Source organism: Labrys sp. (in: a-proteobacteria) (assembly GCF_047605565.1).
GTDB classification, from domain to species: domain Bacteria; phylum Pseudomonadota; class Alphaproteobacteria; order Rhizobiales; family Labraceae; genus Labrys; species Labrys neptuniae.
This window is the reverse complement of the sequence record NZ_JASGFM010000002.1, coordinates 54,745-72,010: the sequence shown is the minus strand read 5'-3', so window position 1 is coordinate 72,010 and position 17,266 is coordinate 54,745. Positions and strand designations below refer to the sequence as shown.

At 65.1% G+C, this 17,266-nt stretch carries 18 protein-coding genes; 7 read left to right on the top strand and 11 right to left on the bottom strand.

Annotated elements, in window-relative coordinates; all coding sequences use genetic code 11:
• Positions 1 to 89: 89 nt before the first annotated feature.
• From QM672_RS02430 to QM672_RS02420, 3 genes are all read right to left on the bottom strand, one after another.
• Entirely contained in the window at positions 90 to 1,109 is a 1,020-nt protein-coding gene (locus QM672_RS02430) for a substrate-binding domain-containing protein (RefSeq protein ID WP_415080518.1), read from the bottom strand.
• Positions 1,110 to 1,249: 140 nt separating this feature from the next.
• Entirely contained in the window at positions 1,250 to 2,821 is a 1,572-nt protein-coding gene (locus tag QM672_RS02425) for an FGGY-family carbohydrate kinase (RefSeq protein ID WP_394311700.1), read from the bottom strand.
• Between the two features lie 100 nt (positions 2,822 to 2,921).
• On the bottom strand, positions 2,922 to 3,965 hold the full coding sequence (locus tag QM672_RS02420) for an LLM class flavin-dependent oxidoreductase (RefSeq protein WP_415080517.1): 1,044 nt from the start codon (positions 3,963 to 3,965) through the stop codon (positions 2,922 to 2,924).
• A gap of 121 nt (positions 3,966 to 4,086) precedes the next feature.
• Here QM672_RS02420 and QM672_RS02415 point away from each other — a divergent pair, with 121 nt between their 5' ends.
• Positions 4,087 to 4,554 (top strand): helix-turn-helix domain-containing protein, encoded by a 468-nt coding sequence (locus QM672_RS02415; RefSeq protein WP_311944677.1) that lies wholly within the window; start codon positions 4,087 to 4,089, stop codon positions 4,552 to 4,554.
• Here QM672_RS02415 and QM672_RS02410 read toward each other — a convergent pair.
• From QM672_RS02410 to QM672_RS02400, 3 genes are all read right to left on the bottom strand, one after another.
• A complete protein-coding gene (locus tag QM672_RS02410) occupies positions 4,526 to 5,035 on the bottom strand; it encodes a hypothetical protein (protein WP_311944676.1) in 510 nt (169 codons plus the stop codon). The genes QM672_RS02415 and QM672_RS02410 overlap by 29 nt on opposite strands.
• A gap of 104 nt (positions 5,036 to 5,139) precedes the next feature.
• Positions 5,140 to 5,616, bottom strand: a complete 477-nt coding sequence (msrB, locus tag QM672_RS02405; RefSeq protein ID WP_415080516.1) for a peptide-methionine (R)-S-oxide reductase MsrB — start codon at positions 5,614 to 5,616, stop codon at positions 5,140 to 5,142.
• Between the two features lie 121 nt (positions 5,617 to 5,737).
• Complete coding sequence (locus tag QM672_RS02400; RefSeq protein WP_415080515.1) at positions 5,738 to 7,054, bottom strand: peptidase S41; 1,317 nt, start codon at positions 7,052 to 7,054, stop codon at positions 5,738 to 5,740.
• Positions 7,055 to 7,369: 315 nt separating this feature from the next.
• Here QM672_RS02400 and QM672_RS02395 point away from each other — a divergent pair, with 315 nt between their 5' ends.
• The 4 genes from QM672_RS02395 to QM672_RS02380 all read left to right on the top strand — a co-directional run bounded on the left by QM672_RS02395 (position 7,370) and on the right by QM672_RS02380 (position 9,006).
• Positions 7,370 to 7,735, top strand: a complete 366-nt coding sequence (locus QM672_RS02395) for a Rap1a/Tai family immunity protein (RefSeq protein WP_415080514.1) — start codon at positions 7,370 to 7,372, stop codon at positions 7,733 to 7,735.
• A gap of 252 nt (positions 7,736 to 7,987) precedes the next feature.
• The gene (locus QM672_RS02390) at positions 7,988 to 8,314 is read left to right on the top strand and encodes an ArsR/SmtB family transcription factor (protein WP_367626306.1); all 327 of its coding nucleotides are present in this window, start codon (positions 7,988 to 7,990) and stop codon (positions 8,312 to 8,314) included.
• Positions 8,311 to 8,742 carry an SRPBCC family protein gene (locus tag QM672_RS02385; protein ID WP_394311690.1) on the top strand — a complete coding sequence of 144 codons (432 nt, stop codon included), beginning with the start codon at positions 8,311 to 8,313 and terminating at the stop codon, positions 8,740 to 8,742. The genes QM672_RS02390 and QM672_RS02385 overlap by 4 nt, the downstream gene beginning before the upstream one ends.
• A gap of 51 nt (positions 8,743 to 8,793) precedes the next feature.
• Complete coding sequence (locus tag QM672_RS02380) at positions 8,794 to 9,006, top strand: hypothetical protein (protein WP_311944669.1); 213 nt, start codon at positions 8,794 to 8,796, stop codon at positions 9,004 to 9,006.
• A gap of 28 nt (positions 9,007 to 9,034) precedes the next feature.
• On the opposite strand, the gene QM672_RS02375 is transcribed toward QM672_RS02380, so the two are convergent.
• Positions 9,035 to 9,448 (bottom strand): ACT domain-containing protein, encoded by a 414-nt coding sequence (locus QM672_RS02375; RefSeq protein ID WP_367626308.1) that lies wholly within the window; start codon positions 9,446 to 9,448, stop codon positions 9,035 to 9,037.
• A gap of 120 nt (positions 9,449 to 9,568) precedes the next feature.
• The gene (rocF, locus tag QM672_RS02370) at positions 9,569 to 10,504 is read right to left on the bottom strand and encodes an arginase (protein ID WP_311944667.1); all 936 of its coding nucleotides are present in this window, start codon (positions 10,502 to 10,504) and stop codon (positions 9,569 to 9,571) included.
• 125 nt (positions 10,505 to 10,629) lie between these two features.
• Between rocF and QM672_RS02365 the strand changes: the two genes are divergently transcribed.
• Positions 10,630 to 11,067: an Lrp/AsnC family transcriptional regulator gene (locus QM672_RS02365; protein WP_068294636.1), complete on the top strand. Its 438-nt coding sequence runs from the start codon at positions 10,630 to 10,632 to the stop codon at positions 11,065 to 11,067.
• A 385-nt stretch (positions 11,068 to 11,452) separates the two neighbouring features.
• A complete protein-coding gene (locus QM672_RS02360) occupies positions 11,453 to 12,007 on the top strand; it encodes a GNAT family N-acetyltransferase (protein WP_394311684.1) in 555 nt (184 codons plus the stop codon).
• Here QM672_RS02360 and QM672_RS02355 read toward each other — a convergent pair.
• From QM672_RS02355 to QM672_RS02345, 3 genes are read right to left on the bottom strand one after another with little or no spacing between them, the layout of a single operon-like run.
• Positions 11,976 to 15,029 (bottom strand): efflux RND transporter permease subunit, encoded by a 3,054-nt coding sequence (locus QM672_RS02355; RefSeq protein WP_415080513.1) that lies wholly within the window; start codon positions 15,027 to 15,029, stop codon positions 11,976 to 11,978. The two genes, QM672_RS02360 and QM672_RS02355, sit on opposite strands and share 32 nt — an antisense overlap.
• A complete protein-coding gene (locus tag QM672_RS02350) occupies positions 15,026 to 16,129 on the bottom strand; it encodes an efflux RND transporter periplasmic adaptor subunit (protein WP_415080512.1) in 1,104 nt (367 codons plus the stop codon). The genes QM672_RS02355 and QM672_RS02350 overlap by 4 nt, the downstream gene beginning before the upstream one ends.
• Entirely contained in the window at positions 16,126 to 17,250 is a 1,125-nt protein-coding gene (locus QM672_RS02345; protein ID WP_415080511.1) for an efflux RND transporter periplasmic adaptor subunit, read from the bottom strand. The genes QM672_RS02350 and QM672_RS02345 overlap by 4 nt, the downstream gene beginning before the upstream one ends.
• Positions 17,251 to 17,266: the final 16 nt, after the last annotated feature.

The window sequence follows — 17,266 nt, the reverse complement described above, 5'->3', positions numbered from 1 at the left end:
TGGCTCTCCGGATCACCGGGACAAGCCCGGTGATGACAAAAAGTCGAGCTTCCTGCGATTTTCCGATCACGTTTTGGGTAGGGTTGGGCTTATTCGCCGCCCCAGCAATTCTTGAGGCCCCAGGCGGTGTCCTTGGAGTCGAGACCCGCCATCGGCTTGTCGGTGATCAGCTCCGAGCCGGTGTTGATGAAGCCGGTCGGCTTCTTGCCGGTCTTGGCATATTCGGCGACCGCATCGACGCCGGCGACTGCCATCTTGTAAGGGAACTGCATCACGGTGGCGGCGACCTTGCCGGACTTGACGTCCTTCACGCCCTGGCAGCTGCCGTCGATCGAGGTCAGCATCACCGCCTTGGCCTTGCCGAAGGATTTCAGTGCCGCATAGCCGCCGGCCGCGGCCGGCTCGTTGATGGTGTAGACGACATTGATGTCGCCATTCTTCGACAGGAGGTTCTCCATGCCGGTCTGGCCCTTGTCCTGCGCGCCATTGGTGATGGCGGAGCCGGCGATGACCGAGTCGCCCTCCTTGATGCCGAAGCCCTGCAGGTAGCCGTTGTGGCGGAAGGTATCGACCGTGCCGCCCGGCGTGCCGTCGAGCATGGCGAGCACCGGCTTCTTGTCGCCCATGGCCTTCTTGGCATAGGTGCCCTGCTTGACGCCGGCCTCGAAATTGTCGGTGGCGTAGGTAGCGTCGACCGCATCGGCCGGATCGGTCGCCGTGTCGAGCGCGATCACCAGGATGCCGGAGTCGCGTGCCTTCTTGATGATGCCGAGCATGCCGGTCGAATTGTTGGGCGTCACCAGGATGCCCTTGGCGCCGGCAGAGATCAGGTCCTCGATCGCCGCGACCTGGCCTTCATTGTCGCCGTCGAACTTGCCGAAGCGGGCGATCAGCTTGAGGCCCTTCTTCTTGGCTTCGGCCTCGGCGGCCTGGCGCAGCTTGACGAAATAGGGATTGACCTCGGTCTTGGTGACCAGGCCGACGATCACTTCGCCTGCCGCCTGGGCCTTGTCGGCCACGGCGAGGGACGAAAACACGGCAAAGCCGAGGGCGGCCGTGGTGGCGAGGGCAGTGGACGTGAAGATGCGGCTCAGGCGGAGCGCTGACATGAAATCCTCCCAGATTTTTGAATGGAGCTTGGCGCTCTCTTCTCGACGATGGCCTTTCCATCGCAGGAAGCGGATTAATGCATCATCGCTGAATGATTGCAAATATATTTTGCCTGTTTTCAGGCATAACGGCGGCGCCGCTAAGGGAGCTGTTGGATATTACCGATCCGGTTGAGCGCATGCATGGCCGTTCGCAGCGAAGCATCACCTGCCAGGGCGGCGTAGCTGCGATAGAGATCGGCATAGGTGGATGCGGCCCGGGCGTCCGGCCGATAGGTCCTGAACGCCCGGGCGCCGAACCTCGCGCCGCCATCGGGATAATCGGCGACGACCCCGGCCGCGATGGCGCCATGGATGGCGGCACCCACCGCGGTGGGATTGTCGATTTCGGGCACCTCGACCGCGCGCGCGAAGACATCGGCCATGATCTGCACCAGCAGGGGATTGTTACGGGCAAGGCCGCTCGACAGGATCAGGCGGTCGATGGGAAAGCCTCCGGCGATGAAGAGATCCTGGATGCTGCGCGCACCATAGGCGAGCGACTCCAGCAGAGCCCTGTAGATGCCGGCCGCCGTCGTGCCCGTGGTCAAGCCGAGGAGCAGGCCGCTCAGGCCGGAATCGGCCAGAGGCACGCGGTTGCCGCTCCACCAGTCGAGTGCCAGGAGATGGTTGGCGCCCGGTGCAAGACCAGCCGCCTCTTCATTGTAGAGCCTGAAATTTTCAGCCGCATCCGCAGCGCGCGGGAAGGTCTTGACGAACCAGGCGAGCGTATCGCCAAAGCCGGCCTGGCCCGATTCATAGCACCATAGGTCACGCATCGAGCCATCGAACGCCACGCCCTCGATGCCCTGGGGCAAGGGCCGGAATTCGCGGCCGAGCATCAGATAGACGGCGGAGGTGCCGAGAGCCCCGACGAGGCAGCCATCGCTGACGCCGCCGACGGCCGGCAGCACGACATGGGAATCGATCACCGCCACGGCAACGGCCGCCTGCCCGCGAATGCCGGTACGCTCACGCCAGGCGGCCGACAGGCCCCCCGCCGAGCTGCCGGCGCGCCGGGGCGGCCTCAGGCGGTCGGCCAGACCCTCGACGATGCCATCGGGATAGCCCGCCCCATCGGCATATTGCGCCTTGTAGGCGGCAAAGCCGAGGCTGCGTGTCTCACGCCCGGTCAATTGCCAGACGAGCCAGTCACCCGCCTCGATGAAACGCCCCGTCTCCTGCCACAGTCGCGGTGCCTCCTGCGCCAGTTGCGCCGCCTTGGCCAACAGCCACTCGGCCGAGAGCTTGCCGCCGAAATTATCGAGGAAGGCCCCGCCCCGCGCATTAATGGCCTCGGCCTGCGCCTGGGCGGCGCCATGCTTCCACAATTTCACATAGGCGTGCGGCTCCTGCGGGTGGAGGCGCGAGAGCGGCACGCCCTCCGCCGTGGCCGGCAGCGGCGAACTGGCGGTGAAGCCGAGGCCGATGCCTTCAACTTGCCTGTCCCGGCCGAGGGCCGACAGGATGGCCTGAGCCGCCTCGATATAATCGTCGGCGTTCTGGAGCGCCCAGAGCGGCGGCAAGGCCGGTCCCTCGGGCAGGCGGGTCATCACGCCATGGCGATAGGGCACCGCGTGGCTGGCGACCTGCTTGCCGCTCTCGACATCGACGAGCACGCCACGCGCCGATTCCGTGCCATAGTCGAGGCCGATCAGATAGCGACGTGTCATGGCTGCGCCTTTCCCACTTGTGCAGGCTCAGCTTAGGCGCCATTGCCAGCAAAGCAACACTTTTGTCTATTTTCAGGCAAAAGTGTTGCTTTATACCGCCTCATGCCGGCACGGGAGCCAGCGCCTTCCGGACAGCCGGGGCAACCACGGTGCCGAAGAGCTCGATCGATTTCATCATCTTGGCATGGGGAATACTGCCCATGGAGAACTTGATCAGGAAGCGCTGGTGCCGGAACAATTCATGCTCGGCCAGGATCTTGTCGATCACGGCACTGGGATCGCCGACGAAATCGGACCCTTGCGGGGCGCGTGAGGCTTCGAACTGCGCCCGGCTCAGCGGCAGCCAGCCGCGTTCGCGGCCGATGCGGCCCATGACATCGACATAATAGGGGAAGATCTCATCCGCCGCTCTGTCGCCGTCCTCGCCGATATAGCCATGCGAATTGATGCTGACCGGAAGCCTGGCCGGATCATGCCCGGCCCGGCGCGCCGCCTCGCGATAGAGATCGACCAGCGGCTTGAAGCGCGCCGGCTCCCCGCCGATGATGGCAAGCGCCATCGGCAGACCGAGCGTGCCGGCGCGGATCACCGATTGGGGATTGCCGCCAACGCCGACCCAGACCGGCAGAGGCTGCTGAACCGGACGCGGATAGATGCTCTGGCGATCGAGCGACGCACGATGCTCGCCCTGCCAGCTCAGCGTGGTCTGCTCGCGGATCTTCAAGAGCAGGTCCAGCTTCTCGGCGAACAGGCTGTCGTAATCCTTGAGGTCGTAGCCGAACAGCGGGAAGGACTCGATGAAGGAGCCCCGCCCCGCCAGGATCTCGGCCCGCCCGCCCGACAACAGATCCACGGTCGAGAATTCCTGGAACACGCGCACCGGATCGTCCGAACTCAGCACGGTGACGGCGCTGGTAAGGCGGATGCGCTTGGTGCGCATGGCCGCCGCCGCCAGCAGTACCGCAGGGGTGGAAGCGGCGAAGTCGGGACGGTGATGCTCGCCGATGCCGAAGACGTCGAGGCCGATCTGGTCGGCAAGCTCGACCTCCTCCATCAGATTGGCAATGCGCTCCTGAGCACTGATGACGGTGCCGGTGGCGGGATCCGCGGTGGTTTCCGCGAAGGTGTACAGGCCGAGTTCCATAGGTGTCGCGCCTCACCGGGAACGAAGCGCCCCGGAGTTTTCCAGGTTGAAATTTTCTGGTTACAAAACGTAACTGAGGCTAAATATGGTACAGGCATGTGAGGCACAAGGAGGCACATTCATGGCCGTAGGTGACATGGGTGTAACCGGCCTGAACGAGGACAAGGACAACCTGACCGAGAGCTGCCGGCCGGTCACCGAGATCCTGTCCCGTATCGGTGACAAATGGAGCATCCTGATCGTGATGGCACTGAGCCAGGGGCCTTTGCGTTTCAGCGAGATCAAGCGCCGGATCGACGGCATCTCGCAGCGCATGCTGACGCTCACGCTGCGAGGGCTGGAACGCGACGGCCTCATCAGCCGCAGCGTGACGCCCAGCATTCCGCCGCGCGTCGACTATGAGCTCACCGAACTTGGCCATTCGCTGCGCATGCCGGTGAACGCCCTCGGCCAATGGGCCTTCGCCAACCGCGCCGCCATCCTCGAGGCACGGTCGGCATTCGACCGGACCTGTCCGGTCCAGCGGGCGACCATACGGGATGGGCAGCAGGCGTCGGCTTCTATTCGGCCGGCGCCACGGCGAGCTTGATGGACTGCGCCTTCACGCCGCTGATCTGTAGCGAAACCGGCCCCGGCGCCAGGTTGAAGCGCACGCTTTTGCGCAAACCGGCGCAGGCCTTCTGGCCGGTCGCCGCCGAATATTTCACCGTTGCACCGGCCTGGACGACATCGATCCAGCCCTCATCCGAGAGCGTGACCTGATAGAGGCCGGCCTTTTCGATCGGCGGCAGGGCCAGCAGCGCCCCAAAGGTGCCTGTCGCCGGCTTGCGCCCGGTCGTGACGGGAAATTTGAGGTCCGCCACCGGGCTGAGCTGCAGGTCGGCGGCCCCGTCGACCTTGGCCAGTGTCCCGCCCGAAGCCAAAGTCGGCGGCGAAGCCTGGAACCAGCCCTGCTCGCGCGTCAGCGGCCATTTGAACGGCTTGCAGGCCGTCGTCTCGGCCAGGACAGGGCCGGTTTGCAGGGCCATCAATGCGATCAGGGCCAGGCCAGCGCGGCTGAAGATGGGCATTGCGCAATCTCTCCGAAGGAAGGAATGCCTGATCATACCCAGCCGCTCGCCGGAAACAAGAACAATTCACGAACAAATTACGGCTGTGCTTCAAACGGCCTTTATCATGCCGTGCCTGGCGTGAAGGCCAGGGCCAATCCATTGATGCAGTAGCGCTGCCCCGTCGGCTTGGGGCCATCGTCGAAGACATGGCCGAGATGCCCCTCGCAACGGGCGCAGGCAACCGCCGTCCTGATCATGCCGAGGCTGGCATCCCGGCTGGTGCGCACCGACCGGCCGATCGGCGCCCAGAAGCTCGGCCAGCCTGTGCCGCTGTCATATTTGGTCCGGGAGGAGAACAGGGCCGTGCCACAGCCCGCGCAGGTGAAGCGCCCCGCCCGCTGCTCATGCAGCAAAGAACTGGTGAAGGCCGGTTCGGTGCCGGCTCCCCGCAGAATGGCAAACCGGGCTGGCGTCAGACGCCGGCGCCATTCCGCCTCGCTGAGCGTGAGGCGAGCAGGCCCCGCCGCGGCCGCTTGCGCGAAGGCGAAGCTCGCACCTCCCAGCAGGACCAGGCCCAGGAAATCGCGGCGTGTCGGCATGGGCAGGTCTCCTCGCAGGATGGTGGCTTGGCCTCTCCTCCATCCTACGACAACCGAGCCCGCCTTGTTACCGATCCGCTTCTCGCTCCGACGCGGCCAATCGCCCGAAAACCGCCAGGGCTCATCGTGCGAGCTCGAGCGCCTTGGCGAGCACGGGATCGCGCCCGGCGGCATAGTCGGCAAAAGTGACGTCGACGGCAATGTCGGGCGCCAGCGAGATGCCGCGCGGACCGAACGCCACCGTCGCCCAATAGCAATTGCGCGTATCCGTGCACCCCTTCTCGTAATCCTCGAACTGGTCGCTGTACCGCACCGCGATCTTCGAATGGGGCAGCGTCATCTTCCGGCCCTCAGCCCAGAACTGGCCTGCATCGCCCATGGGCTCGCCGATGAACACCACCTTGTCGCCTCCGGCCCCCTTGATCATGGCAGCGGTGACGATGCCGGCGGAAAAGGTCGCCCGGCTCACCAGCACGAATATATGCCCATCCTCGGGCAGGAGACGTGGCAGGGCCTGGGCGAACAGGATCGTATTGAAGAAATCGCCGCCATTGTTCAGGCGCAGGTCGACGATGACATGCTTGGGTTTGTGCGCGAGGATCTCGTCCCTGACGATGGCGGAGAGCTTCTGGACGAGCGGCGTATCGTCGATGCTCGCGACGGTATCGTTGCGGATATAGAGCGTGTTGTTTGAAGGCGTCATCATGAAGGCCTTGACGTCGCCACGCTTGCTGTAGAGCGGCGAAGGATCGCCCTTGCCATCGAGAATATGCGGCCAGCGCTCCGGCAGATCCCTCGGATCCGGGATCAGGACGGAATAGCCCCGATTCAGTCCGGATCTGCGCTCGTCACCCGGATCCGCCGCGACGGGTTCGAGGCGCGGCGTTTGCGTGCTGCCATCCGCCAACCGCACCGTGAAGGGGATGGCGGAGGCGCTATCCGCCGCACCGATCTTCTTCAGGATCCGTGGATTGACCAGGTAGCCTGGAGCAAGGAAGCGCCTGCGCTGGCGCACGCCGGCCAGGTAAGGCTCGACCTGCTGCAAGGCTTGCTCCGCCGGCAGCGCACCGATCCTGTCGATGCGGGCACCGAGCAGATGGGCATAGGCCGGATGGGTCTTGACGACGAACAGCCCGTCGGCGAACCACCAGGCGCGGACTGGCAGGTCAGCGCCGAGATAGGCAGCGACATTGGCGTTAGTGTGCCCATTGCCGGCAAGTGCGACAGCTCCCATGACGTCCAGGGCAAAATCTTCCGGCGTGAGCTTGTCAGCCGCGGCCGCGATTTCCTCGATCCGGCGGTTGAAGGCCTGCCGCTGCTCGTCGCTGAAACTCTTGTCGAGCGGTGCCCAACGCTCCTTCAGGAAGGCAAGATCTTCCCGCAACTGCTGCGGCTGCAGCTCGATATCGCCGGCATGGCTCGCCATCGGCGCAAACATAGGCGTCGCCACGACCAAAAAGGCGAGAAATCGTTTGGTGCTTGAAATGAACATGGCTTCCCCAGCGGACAAGCGCACTTGCGTGCGTGGTCGGAGAACACAAGTCTATACGATCGGAGGAATTCCTTTTGTATTGTTTTACTATGGAATTCGCGAATGATCTCTGCGATCTTCGCACCGTGAAGAGTGTCCCAGCGCCGGCAGTTGCCACGGTACGCGCCGGGCCAGACCATACCGCGTGGTGGGTTCGGATTGACCATGCCGCCCCGCAAATGCCAGTTTGCCAGGACAAGCTGGCACATCGAGGATTTCCCCATGGTGAGAAAATTCCTGCTTTCAGCCCTTTGCTTGACCGGCTTTTGCATACCCGTAACGGCCGAAACCCTGCCGAACAGCGGCGACTATTATCGCGCCGCCTGCCGCAGCCTGGCGGCCAATACCGGGCCGACACCGAGTGAACTCGTACTTCCTTCCCTGGGTTGCGCGATCGAGATCGAGGATCTTGCCTCGATGGGCCGCCTGCTGACGTCGAACAGCCGTATCTGCAAGCCGGTCGACGTCTCGGTCGCGCAGACGGCAACCGTCGTCTCTGCCTTCCTCGACGCCCATCCAGACCGGCTCAAGGAGCCCTTCGTGGTCCTCGCCACCACGGCCCTGCAGGAGAAGTGGCCCTGCTCCTGACGCTTGCGGCGCCGGGATAGCGCACCGCCGGGCGACATCTCCGGCGGCAGCGGCAATCTGCACTCCCCGCTTCCCCGCCGTTTTGACCGCATCTTCTTCGCGAAAAGCCGATCCGCTTTTCCGGATAATGTCCTGTGTGACCCCGTTAGAGCCATGTCGCGGACTGACGACGGTTGCGCCCTTTGCTGCAGAGTTGACAAATTCATAACTACTGAGCTATGGATCAAACCCATAACTTAGGAGTTATTGATTTTGACACCCCTCTCCCCCGACCTGCTGTTCAGAACGCTTGCCGATCCGACCCGGCGAGCGATCTTCGAGCGCCTGTGCCGCAAGGGAGAGCAGACGGTCGGGGCTCTCACGACCCATGCCCGGGTCTCGCAGCCGGCTGTCTCGAAGCATCTGGCCATGCTGAAACAGGCCGGGCTGGTCCGCGACCGCCATGAGGGCCGGCAGACCCATTATTGCGCACAACTCGGCGCCCTCGGCCCTCTGATCGACTGGGCAAGCCAGATGACGCAATTCTGGGAAGCCCGGTTCGACGATCTCGAAGATTTGCTGAACAGGATGGACCAATGACCAACAGCGAGAGCGAAACCCGTACCGTCGTCGTCGAACGCGAGATTCGGCATCCGCCCGAAAAGCTCTGGCGCGCCCTCACCCAGCCTCATCTGATCGAGGAGTGGCTGATGAAGAACGATTTCGATCCGGTGGTCGGCCACCGCTTCAATCTGCGCGGCGAATGGGGCGGCGTGCTCGACTGCGAGGTCCTCACCGTCGAGCCGCACCGGACCTTGTCCTATAGCTGGAATTTCAGCCATGAGGATCCCGCCTACGATCTGAAGAGCGTGGTGACCTTCACGCTCACGCCCAGCAGCACCGGCACGCATCTGCGCATGGAGCAGGCAGGCTTCCGGCCGACCCAGCGGCAGGCCTATGGCGGCGCCAAGGCCGGATGGCAGCAATTCCTCGCCAATCTGGAAAAGGTCGTGGCGGAGCTGAATTAAGCTCCGGCCCCACTGCGGCATAACGACTCGATACTCACAAGGGAGGCTGCATTGAACTTCAACGCCCTGATCCGGCAGACCCATCGCTGGCTGTCCATCGCCTTCACGGTGACCGTGATTGCCAATTTCGTTGCCATGGCACTGGGTGAACCACCGGCCTTGGTGGTCTATGCGCCCCTGCTGCCGCTCTTCCTGCTGCTGTTCAGCGGCCTCTATATGTTCGTGCTGCCCTATGCCAACAGAGCAAGGCGCGTTCGGGACTGAACGCCTGGGCGGCGCATAAGCTGGCGCCTCAGCTTGCAGCCTGCCGCTGTGCGGCCTCGAGGACGGCGACGGCGCGCTCGGCCATCCCGGCGGGAACGAAGGCGTGGTCGTGGTGAAAGGCCGCGACCATGTTGCAGGGAATCCCAACCGCCGCCAGGGCGGACGCCACGGCGGCCGTCAGCCCGACGCCGTCTAGCGCGGAGAAGACCTCCAACTTGATGCGCTTCATCGCCAGGGCGGTATCGAAGCCGAAGGTGGCGGCAACCTCCACCGGCAGGATCAAGGTGACGCCTTCCTCTTCCCGGAAGAAGGACAGCGCCTGCCCGGCAGCAGCCTCGATCACGGCCGGCGAGGTTGTGGTGCAGAAGACGAAGGCCCCTTCCTTGAGGCGCGGCGTCATGCCCGCAATCATGGCCCTGGTGTCACGAACGCTCTGTGGCATGCCGCCTCCTCCGATCATCCGCCGCTGCGCTGACATGGCGGCGGCAGATCCCTCTTCCCAACGCCACGATTGCAGGTCTGGCTTCCCAGATGCAATGACAGGTTAGGCCGTTTAGGCCGTTTAGGCCGTGCCCGCGCGCGTCGGCCGATCCATCACCCGCCGCCCCATCAGGCTGGCAACGAGATCGACCATGAGCAGGGCCGTGCGGCCGCGCTCGTCGAGGAAGGGGTTGAGCTCGACGAGATCGAGGCTGGTGGCGAGGCCGCTGTCATGCAGCATCTCCATGATCAGATGCGCCTCGCGGAAGGTCGCACCGCCCGGCACCGTGGTGCCGACGCCCGGCGCAATGCCGGGATCGAGGAAGTCGACGTCGAGGCTGACATGCAGCACGCCGTTCGCCTCCGCCACGCGCTTGAGAAAGGCCTGCAGCAGCGGGCCGACGCCATGCTCGTCGATGGCGCGCATGTCATGCACGGTGACGCCTGCGGCGGTCAGGGCCGTGCGCTCGGCCGGATCGACGCTGCGAATGCCGATCATGCAGATGTTCTCGGGATTCACTGGCGCGGCCAGCGGCGGGAAATAGCCCTCGAAGCCGGGCCGGCCGGTGGCATAGGCCACCGGGCAGCCATGCAGATTGCCACTTACCGTCGAGTCCAGCGTGTGAAAATCGGGATGGGCATCGAGCCAGAGCACGAAGAAGGGCCGGCCCGTTTCGGCGGCTCGCCGGCTGAAACCACTGAGCGTGCCGGCAGCCAGGCCATGATCGCCGCCGAGGATGATCGGCATGCCCTCGGCACCGAGACGATAGGAAGCCTCGGCGAGGGCTTCGGTCCAGGCCACCACTTCAGGCAGATGCTTTATGGCCTGGTTGGGGTGACCGAGCGGGCGCTGGGGTGCGGGAGCAAGGTTGCCGCGATCCTCGACGCTGTGGCCGAGTTCCTGCAAGGCGCCAGCCAGGCCTGCGGCCCGGAAGCCGCCGGGGCCCATATCGCAGCCAAGCCGTCCCGTGCCTTCCTGCAGCGGCACACCCAGCAAGATACAATGTTTCGAAGTCATGCGAGCCTCTTGAAATCCGGCGGCAGTCTATCGCCCAGGCTTGGCGGTATGAACGATGCAATTTGGCAAAGAGCTCAATATCCCTTATCGAATTGCTATAAACTTATGATCAGTTCGGCAAACGCATGGATGACATCGACCGCCAGCTCCTCACCCTGCTGCGCCACAATGGCCGGCGCAGCATTTCCGATCTCGCCGGCGAGCTAGGCCTGTCGCGCGCCACGGTGCGGGCACGCATCGAGCGCATGGAAGCCCAGGGCGACATCATCGGCTACACCGTGATCCTCAAGGCCGACGCGATCGCCATGCCGGTGCGCGGCATCGTGATGATCGAGGTGGAAGGACGGGCCGCGGACCGGGTCATCGACGTCCTCGGCGGCTTTCCCGAGGTCAGCGCAGTGCACACCACCAATGGCCGCTGGGACATCGTGGTGGAGTTCGCCACCCTTAATCTCAGCGATCTCGACGCTGTCCTGCGCCGCATCCGCCTGATCCAGGGCGTTACTGCTTCCGAAACCCACCTGCTGCTCGCCACGCCGCGCAGCACGCAGGCGAGACTCTAAAGCGTTTTGCGATTTGGTGGAATCATCCAGAATCGCAAAGACGCGTCGGAACAAGGAGTTAGAGCAAACAAGCGTTCACGCCTGAACGCGTTTTGCTCTAGGAGCCGCCGTTTCCTGCTCCCGCATCCTCGTCATCCGGACGGATGCGGCGCCCAGCAGCACCCTTCCATCGGGACCCCATGCGTGTTTCAGTAGGGAGCGCGGGTCCTGCCATCATCAGGGTCTCGGCTCATCCACGCCGGCCATCTACATGGCGGGACCGGCCAGCAATGATGCTGGCCTAAGCGTTTGCAGCGTATGGTCTTGGAACGTCGGCGCTTGAGCCGCGTTTCATGCCCCAAGAGTGTTTCCGGAACGGGTAACTGCCAGCTTTGGGAGCGATGGAATGAGCGCAGTCAACATCCGATCTGCCCGTCTCGACGACGCCAAGGCGGTGGCCGACCTGCATGTCGCGGTCTGGCGCCACACCTATCATGCGCTGGCGCCTTCCAAGGCCTTCGTCGCACTGGACGAGGAGCATCGCTTCGCAAGCTGGCACAAGCGGCTGTCCTCCCCTGCCGCCGACCAGATCGTGCTGCTGGCCGAAAGCGGGGCCGGGCTGGTCGGCTTTGCCGCGGCCGGCACGCCCTCGCAGGCGATCTTCGACGGACGCAGCGAGATCAAGCATCTCTATGTCGATCCACAGCATAAGCGCCGGGGTATCGGACGGGCCCTGCTCGAAACGATGGCGGCGCGGCTGGTCGAACAGGGCCGCCGGAGCGCTGCCATCGGCGTCGTCGCCGGCAATGGACCCGCGATTGCCTTCTACGAGGCGCAAGGCGGCAGGCCGGCCGGATCCTACACCGATCCGGGCCCGCTCTGGCGCTCGCACAACCTCGTCTATGCCTGGGACGATCTGGAGGCGCTCGTCAGGCGGCAGCCGGTGTCGTCGGCTCCTTGATCCGGTACCAGGCCACATAGAGGGCCGGCAGGAACAGCAGCGTCAGTACGGTTGCCACCAGGATGCCGCCGATCATGGCATAGGCCATCGGGCCCCAGAACACCTCGCGGGCGATCGGGATCATGCCGAGGCTGGCGGCGGCCGCCGTCAGCATGATCGGACGCATGCGGTGGACGGTCGCGTCCACCACGGCGGTCCAGCGATCCATGCCCGCCTCCTCATGATCCTCGATCTGCTTCACCAGGATCACGGAGTTGCGGATGATGATGCCGATCAGCGAGAGAATGCCGAGGATGGCGACGAAGCCCATGGGCTGATTGAAGGGCAGGAGGCCGAGCACCACGCCGATCAGGCCGAGCGGCGCCACGCTGATCACCAGGAACAGCTTCTGGAAGCTCTGGAGCTGTACCATCAGGATGGTCACCATGGTCAGGAGCATGATCGGCACGATGGCGATGATCGGCCCCTGGCCCTTGGCGGATTCCTCCACCGCCCCACCCACTTCGAGCTTGTAGTGGTCGGGCAGCCCGGCCTTGAATTCGGCCACCTTCGGCGCCAGCCTGTCGACCACCGTCGCCGGCTGGACATTGCCGACCAGCGCGGCCTGCACCGTGATGGTGGGCAGGCGCGAGCGGCGCCAGACGATCGGCTGCTCCATGCCGTAGCCGATATTCGCCACCGCGCGCAGCGGCACCACTGTCCCGCCCGAGAGCGGGATCTGCAGGTTCTCCAGCGTCTCCACGGAGTTGCGCTGATCCGCAGTGGCACGGCCGACCACGTTGACCAGATAGATGTTGTCACGCACCTGGGTGAAGGCGGTTCCCGCCAGCGTGCCATCGAGGATGGAGGCGATATCCTGCGAGGTGACGCCGAGCAGGCGCGCCTTGTTCTGGTCGACCTCGACCTTGAGCACGCGCGCCGGCTCGTTCCAGTCGAAGGTGATCGTGCCCAGATTGGGGTCGGCAGCGATGATGCCGGCAAGCTTGATCGCCTGCTCGCGCACCTTCTGGAGATCGGCGCCGCTGACGCGATACTGCACGGGGCGGCCGACCGGCGGACCCAGCTCGAGCGGATGGACGAGCACGTCGATGCCGACGAACTTGTCGCGGGCCAGCGCCTCCAGCTTCTTCTGCACGCGGTTGCGGGCCTCGATATTCTTGGTGACCACCACGGCCTGGCCGAAGAAGGGGTTGGAGAGCTGCTGGTCGAGCGGCAAGTAGAAGCGCACGGCGCCCTGCCCGATATAGGAGCTCCAGCGCACCACGTCGTCATCCCCGACGAACGCCTGCTCGAAACGGTCCATCTGCACCTTGGTCTCACCGATGGCGCTGTTCTGCGGCAGCGTCATGTCGACCAGCAGTTCCGGCCGATCGGACGAAGGGAAGAATTGCTGCTGGACATGGCCCATGGCCACCACGGAGGCAGCGAGCAGGCCAAGGCAGACGGCAATGGTCGCCCAGCGCCAGCGCATGGCGGCGAGCAGCGTGCTCTTGAAGGCGGAAGCCAGCCGGCTCGGCTTTTCGTCATGCTTCTTCATGGTCGCAGGCAGCACGGTCACGCCCAGCAGGGGCGCGAACAGCACCGCGACGATCCAGGATACCAGCAGGGCGACGGCGATCACCACGAACAGGGTGAAAGTATATTGGCCCGCCGAACTCGAATTGAGGCCGATCGGGATGAAGCCGGCCACCGTCACCAGCGTGCCCGTCAGCATCGGAAAGGCCGTCGAGGTGTAGGCGAAGGTCGCTGCCCTGCCCAGGCTGTCGCCCGCCTCCAGCCGGCTGATCATCATCTCCACCGTGATCATCGCGTCGTCGACCAGCAGGCCGAGGGCGATGATCAGCGCGCCCAGCGAGATGCGCTGCAGGGAGATGCCGGTATATTCCATCACCAGGAAGACGATGGCCAGCACAAGCGGGATGGAGATCGCCACCACCAGCCCGGCACGCAGGCCGAGGCTGACGAAGCTCACCGCCATCACGATGATCACCGCCTCCATCAGGGCGCGGGTGAAGCCGGAAATCGCCTCCTCGACCACCGCCGGCTGGTCGGAGACCAGATGCACGCCGACGCCGATCGGCAGGGTGCCGGTGACTTCGGTCATGGCCTCCTTCAGGTCCTCGCCAAACTGGAGAACGTTGCCGTTCGGCGCCATGGCGACCGCCAGGCCGATGGCGGGCTTGCCGTCGAAACGGAAGAGCGAAGTCGGCGGATCGACATAGCCGCGCGTGATGGTGGCGACATCGCTCAGCCGGAAGAAGCGGTCATTGACGCGCAGATTGATTGCCCTGAGGTCCTGTTCCGACTTGAAGCCGCCATCGACCCGCACGCTGACGCGATCTCGCCCGGCCTGGATCACGCCGGCGGCCGAGACGGAGTTCTGCGCCTGCAGCGAGGCGATCACCGCCTGGCGGTCGAGCCCGAGGCTGGCAAGGCGCGCCGTGTCGAAATCGAGATAGATCACCTCGTCCTGGGCGCCGAGGATCTGGGTCTTGCCGGCATTGGGTACGGCGAGCGCACGATTGCGTACTTCCTCGACATAGTCGCGCAGCTGGCGGAAATCGATGCCGTCGGCCGTGAAGGCATAGACATTGCCGTAGACGTCGCCGAACTCGTCATTGAAGAAGGGCCCCTGCACACCGCTCGGCAGGGTGTACCAGATGTCGTTCACATGCTTGCGCACCTGGTAGAAGGCATCGCTCAGGGCCCGGCCGTTGGTGGTGTCCTTGAGGTTGACCATGATGGTGGCCGTGCCCGGCCGCGTATAGCTGCGCGTATAGTCGAGCGCGCCGATCTGCTGGAGCTCCTTCTCGACCCGGTCGGTGACCTGGTTGAGGGTCTCGTCGAGCGTGGCGCCCGGCCAGTTCACCTGGACGACCATGGTCTTGATGTCGAAGGACGGATCCTCCTCGCGGCCGAGCCTCACATAGGAGAGAGCGCCGGCGATCACCGAGGCGATCATCAGATACCAGATGAAGGAGCGGTGCTTGAGCGCCCAGTCCGACAGGTTGAAGCCGCTCATTTCTGTTCCTCGAGAGTCTGGCTGCGCTGGAGATCGACGGCCTGGCCGGGTTGCAGGCTGCCAACCCCGGCTTCCACCACGATGTCCCCGTCCTTGAGGCCATCAACCACGGCATAGCCGGCCTTGGTGGAGACCAGGGTCACCGGCCGGGCCACGACCACGGCCTTGGCCGCATCCACCACCCAGACGGACGGCTTGTCGCTCGGTCCGGCCAAGGCCGAGACGGGAACGGCGACATGGGGCGCGACCTTTCGCGTGGCGGACACGGAAATGGTCGAGCCGAGCCGGAAGCCATTGGGTGGATCCTGCAGGGCCAGGCGAGCCCGGCGCGTGCGCGTCACCGCATCGGAGGCAGGCGCGAGCTGGCGCAGCGTGGCCGTGGTGCGGATGCTGGGCTCGCCGGCCAGAACGACGTCGAAGCGGGGATAGGCCTTGAGTTCGTCGGCCAGATAATCTGGCACGTCGACCACGGCCTCGCGCACGTCGGGCCGAGCCAGGGTGACGATGATGTCACCGGCCGACACCACCTTGCCGACGTCGGAATTCACGGCGGTGATCACGCCGTCATAGGGAGCGACGAGCTCGGCATAGCTGAGCACGTTGCGGGCCTGCCGCAGCGAGGCCTCGGCCTGGGAGACCTTGGCGTCCGCCGTCTCCCGCGCGGCCACGGCCGTATCGACCTGCGCGCGCGAAGCCGTCTCGGTGACCACCAAGGCGCGGCTGCGGTTTTCGGTCAGCACGGCATTGGCGAGCTGGGCCTTGGCATTGGCGAGATCGGCCTCGGCCGACTGCACGGCGAGGCGCAGCAGCGTGGCATCGACGGCCGCCAGCCTGTCACCCTGTTTGACCCTGTCGCCGACATTCACTTCGCGGGCGATGATACGCCCGCCGACCTGGAAGCCGAGATCGGTCTGGTAGCGGGCGTCGACGCTGCCGACGAAGGGGCCGAAGCTGGCCGTGTCGATGCTGCGCACCGTGAAGGTCAGCACCGGCCGGGCGATGCGGTCCTGCGCCAAGGCGTCGCCAGCCAGTACCAGGGCACCCCCGGCCAGGGCCACTAGGGCCGCCGAGGTCATCGGCATGAGACGGGAAAAGCTCATCGCGCCTGCTCCTCGACGGTTTCGACGACGACTTCGACGACCTGGCCGGGCCGCAGCAATTGACCGCCGCGCACGACGACGCTCTCGCCATCTTCGAGTCCGGCCGACAGCACGATGTCCTGCGTGGTGTAACGATCGAGCGTGACAACCCGCGGTTCGACCGCATGGGTGTCGGCAGCGACGGTCCAGACAGCCGGTTTGCCCTGCCACTCGAACAGAGCCGAGGACGGCAGCACGAAACGCTTCTGGGCAGCAAGGCTGGCCTCGCCGCGCACGGCCGTGCCGAGCGACATGGCCGGTGGCGTTTCCTTGAGGCCGATCTTCACCCGGATCGTGCCCTTGCGGGCATCGACGATGGGCGAGATCTCCCGCACATGGCCGGTCGTCTTCACGCTGGGATCCGCCACCAGCGTGATACCGATCTCCGGTGAACCCGGCGGCTTGTCGATCAGGGCCTCGTAGACGTCGAAGACCGCGTCGCGCGGTCCGTCCTGAGCGATGCTGACCACGGTCTGGCCGGCCTGGACGACCTGCCCCGCCTCGGCATTGCGTGTCGTCACCGTGCCGGCGACACCGGCGCGCAGATCCGCATAGCCGAGCTGTTCCTTGGCCTGCTCGACCTGTGCCGTCGCGGCCGCCACGGAAGCCTGGGCGACGCTGAGATTCTCCTGCGCGGCGTCGAGACTGCTTTGCGAGGTGGCATTCGAGGTGATCAGTGTCTTCTGGCGCTGATACGCAGCCTGGCTCTGCTGGAGCTGCGCCTGGGCTGAAGCGAGCGCGGCGTTGGCGGTGTCGAGGGCGATGCGCTGCTCCTGTCCGTCGACGCGTGCCAGCACCTGGTCCGGCGTGACGTGATCACCGACATCCACCAGCCTTTCGACGATGCGCCCGCTCACGCGGAACGATATGTCGCTCTGCACCTGGGCCTCCACGTCGCCGGTCAGGCTGACGCTCGGCCGGTAATCGGCAACCCGCGCGGTCACCACGCCAACGCGGGCCGGCGCCCCTCCGCTCCAGGCGGCGGCGGGCAAGGTCATCGCAATCAGGCTTCCGAGCAGGACGGCGCGCTGCAACCTTACGGCGCGGCGCGGCCATGCGGGATTGCCGAGGTTTGAGATCATCGTCGTCCTCGCTGAT

What these genes read in the sequence shown, in the direction of transcription:
- QM672_RS02430 (WP_415080518.1), bottom strand. Translation starts at nt 1,109, where the DNA reads ATGTCAGCGCTCCGCCTGAGCCGCATCTTCACGTCCACTGCCCTCGCC.
- QM672_RS02425 (WP_394311700.1), bottom strand. Translation starts at nt 2,821, where the DNA reads ATGACACGTCGCTATCTGATCGGCCTCGACTATGGCACGGAATCGGCG.
- QM672_RS02420 (WP_415080517.1), bottom strand. Translation starts at nt 3,965, where the DNA reads ATGGAACTCGGCCTGTACACCTTCGCGGAAACCACCGCGGATCCCGCC.
- QM672_RS02415 (WP_311944677.1), top strand. Translation starts at nt 4,087, where the DNA reads ATGGCCGTAGGTGACATGGGTGTAACCGGCCTGAACGAGGACAAGGAC.
- QM672_RS02410 (WP_311944676.1), bottom strand. Translation starts at nt 5,035, where the DNA reads ATGCCCATCTTCAGCCGCGCTGGCCTGGCCCTGATCGCATTGATGGCC.
- msrB (WP_415080516.1), bottom strand. Translation starts at nt 5,616, where the DNA reads ATGCCGACACGCCGCGATTTCCTGGGCCTGGTCCTGCTGGGAGGTGCG.
- QM672_RS02400 (WP_415080515.1), bottom strand. Translation starts at nt 7,054, where the DNA reads ATGTTTGCGCCGATGGCGAGCCATGCCGGCGATATCGAGCTGCAGCCG.
- QM672_RS02395 (WP_415080514.1), top strand. Translation starts at nt 7,370, where the DNA reads ATGGTGAGAAAATTCCTGCTTTCAGCCCTTTGCTTGACCGGCTTTTGC.
- QM672_RS02385 (WP_394311690.1), top strand. Translation starts at nt 8,311, where the DNA reads ATGACCAACAGCGAGAGCGAAACCCGTACCGTCGTCGTCGAACGCGAG.
- QM672_RS02375 (WP_367626308.1), bottom strand. Translation starts at nt 9,448, where the DNA reads ATGCCACAGAGCGTTCGTGACACCAGGGCCATGATTGCGGGCATGACG.
- rocF (WP_311944667.1), bottom strand. Translation starts at nt 10,504, where the DNA reads ATGACTTCGAAACATTGTATCTTGCTGGGTGTGCCGCTGCAGGAAGGC.
- QM672_RS02365 (WP_068294636.1), top strand. Translation starts at nt 10,630, where the DNA reads ATGGATGACATCGACCGCCAGCTCCTCACCCTGCTGCGCCACAATGGC.
- QM672_RS02360 (WP_394311684.1), top strand. Translation starts at nt 11,453, where the DNA reads ATGAGCGCAGTCAACATCCGATCTGCCCGTCTCGACGACGCCAAGGCG.
- QM672_RS02355 (WP_415080513.1), bottom strand. Translation starts at nt 15,029, where the DNA reads ATGAGCGGCTTCAACCTGTCGGACTGGGCGCTCAAGCACCGCTCCTTC.
- QM672_RS02350 (WP_415080512.1), bottom strand. Translation starts at nt 16,129, where the DNA reads ATGAGCTTTTCCCGTCTCATGCCGATGACCTCGGCGGCCCTAGTGGCC.
- QM672_RS02345 (WP_415080511.1), bottom strand. Translation starts at nt 17,250, where the DNA reads ATGATCTCAAACCTCGGCAATCCCGCATGGCCGCGCCGCGCCGTAAGG.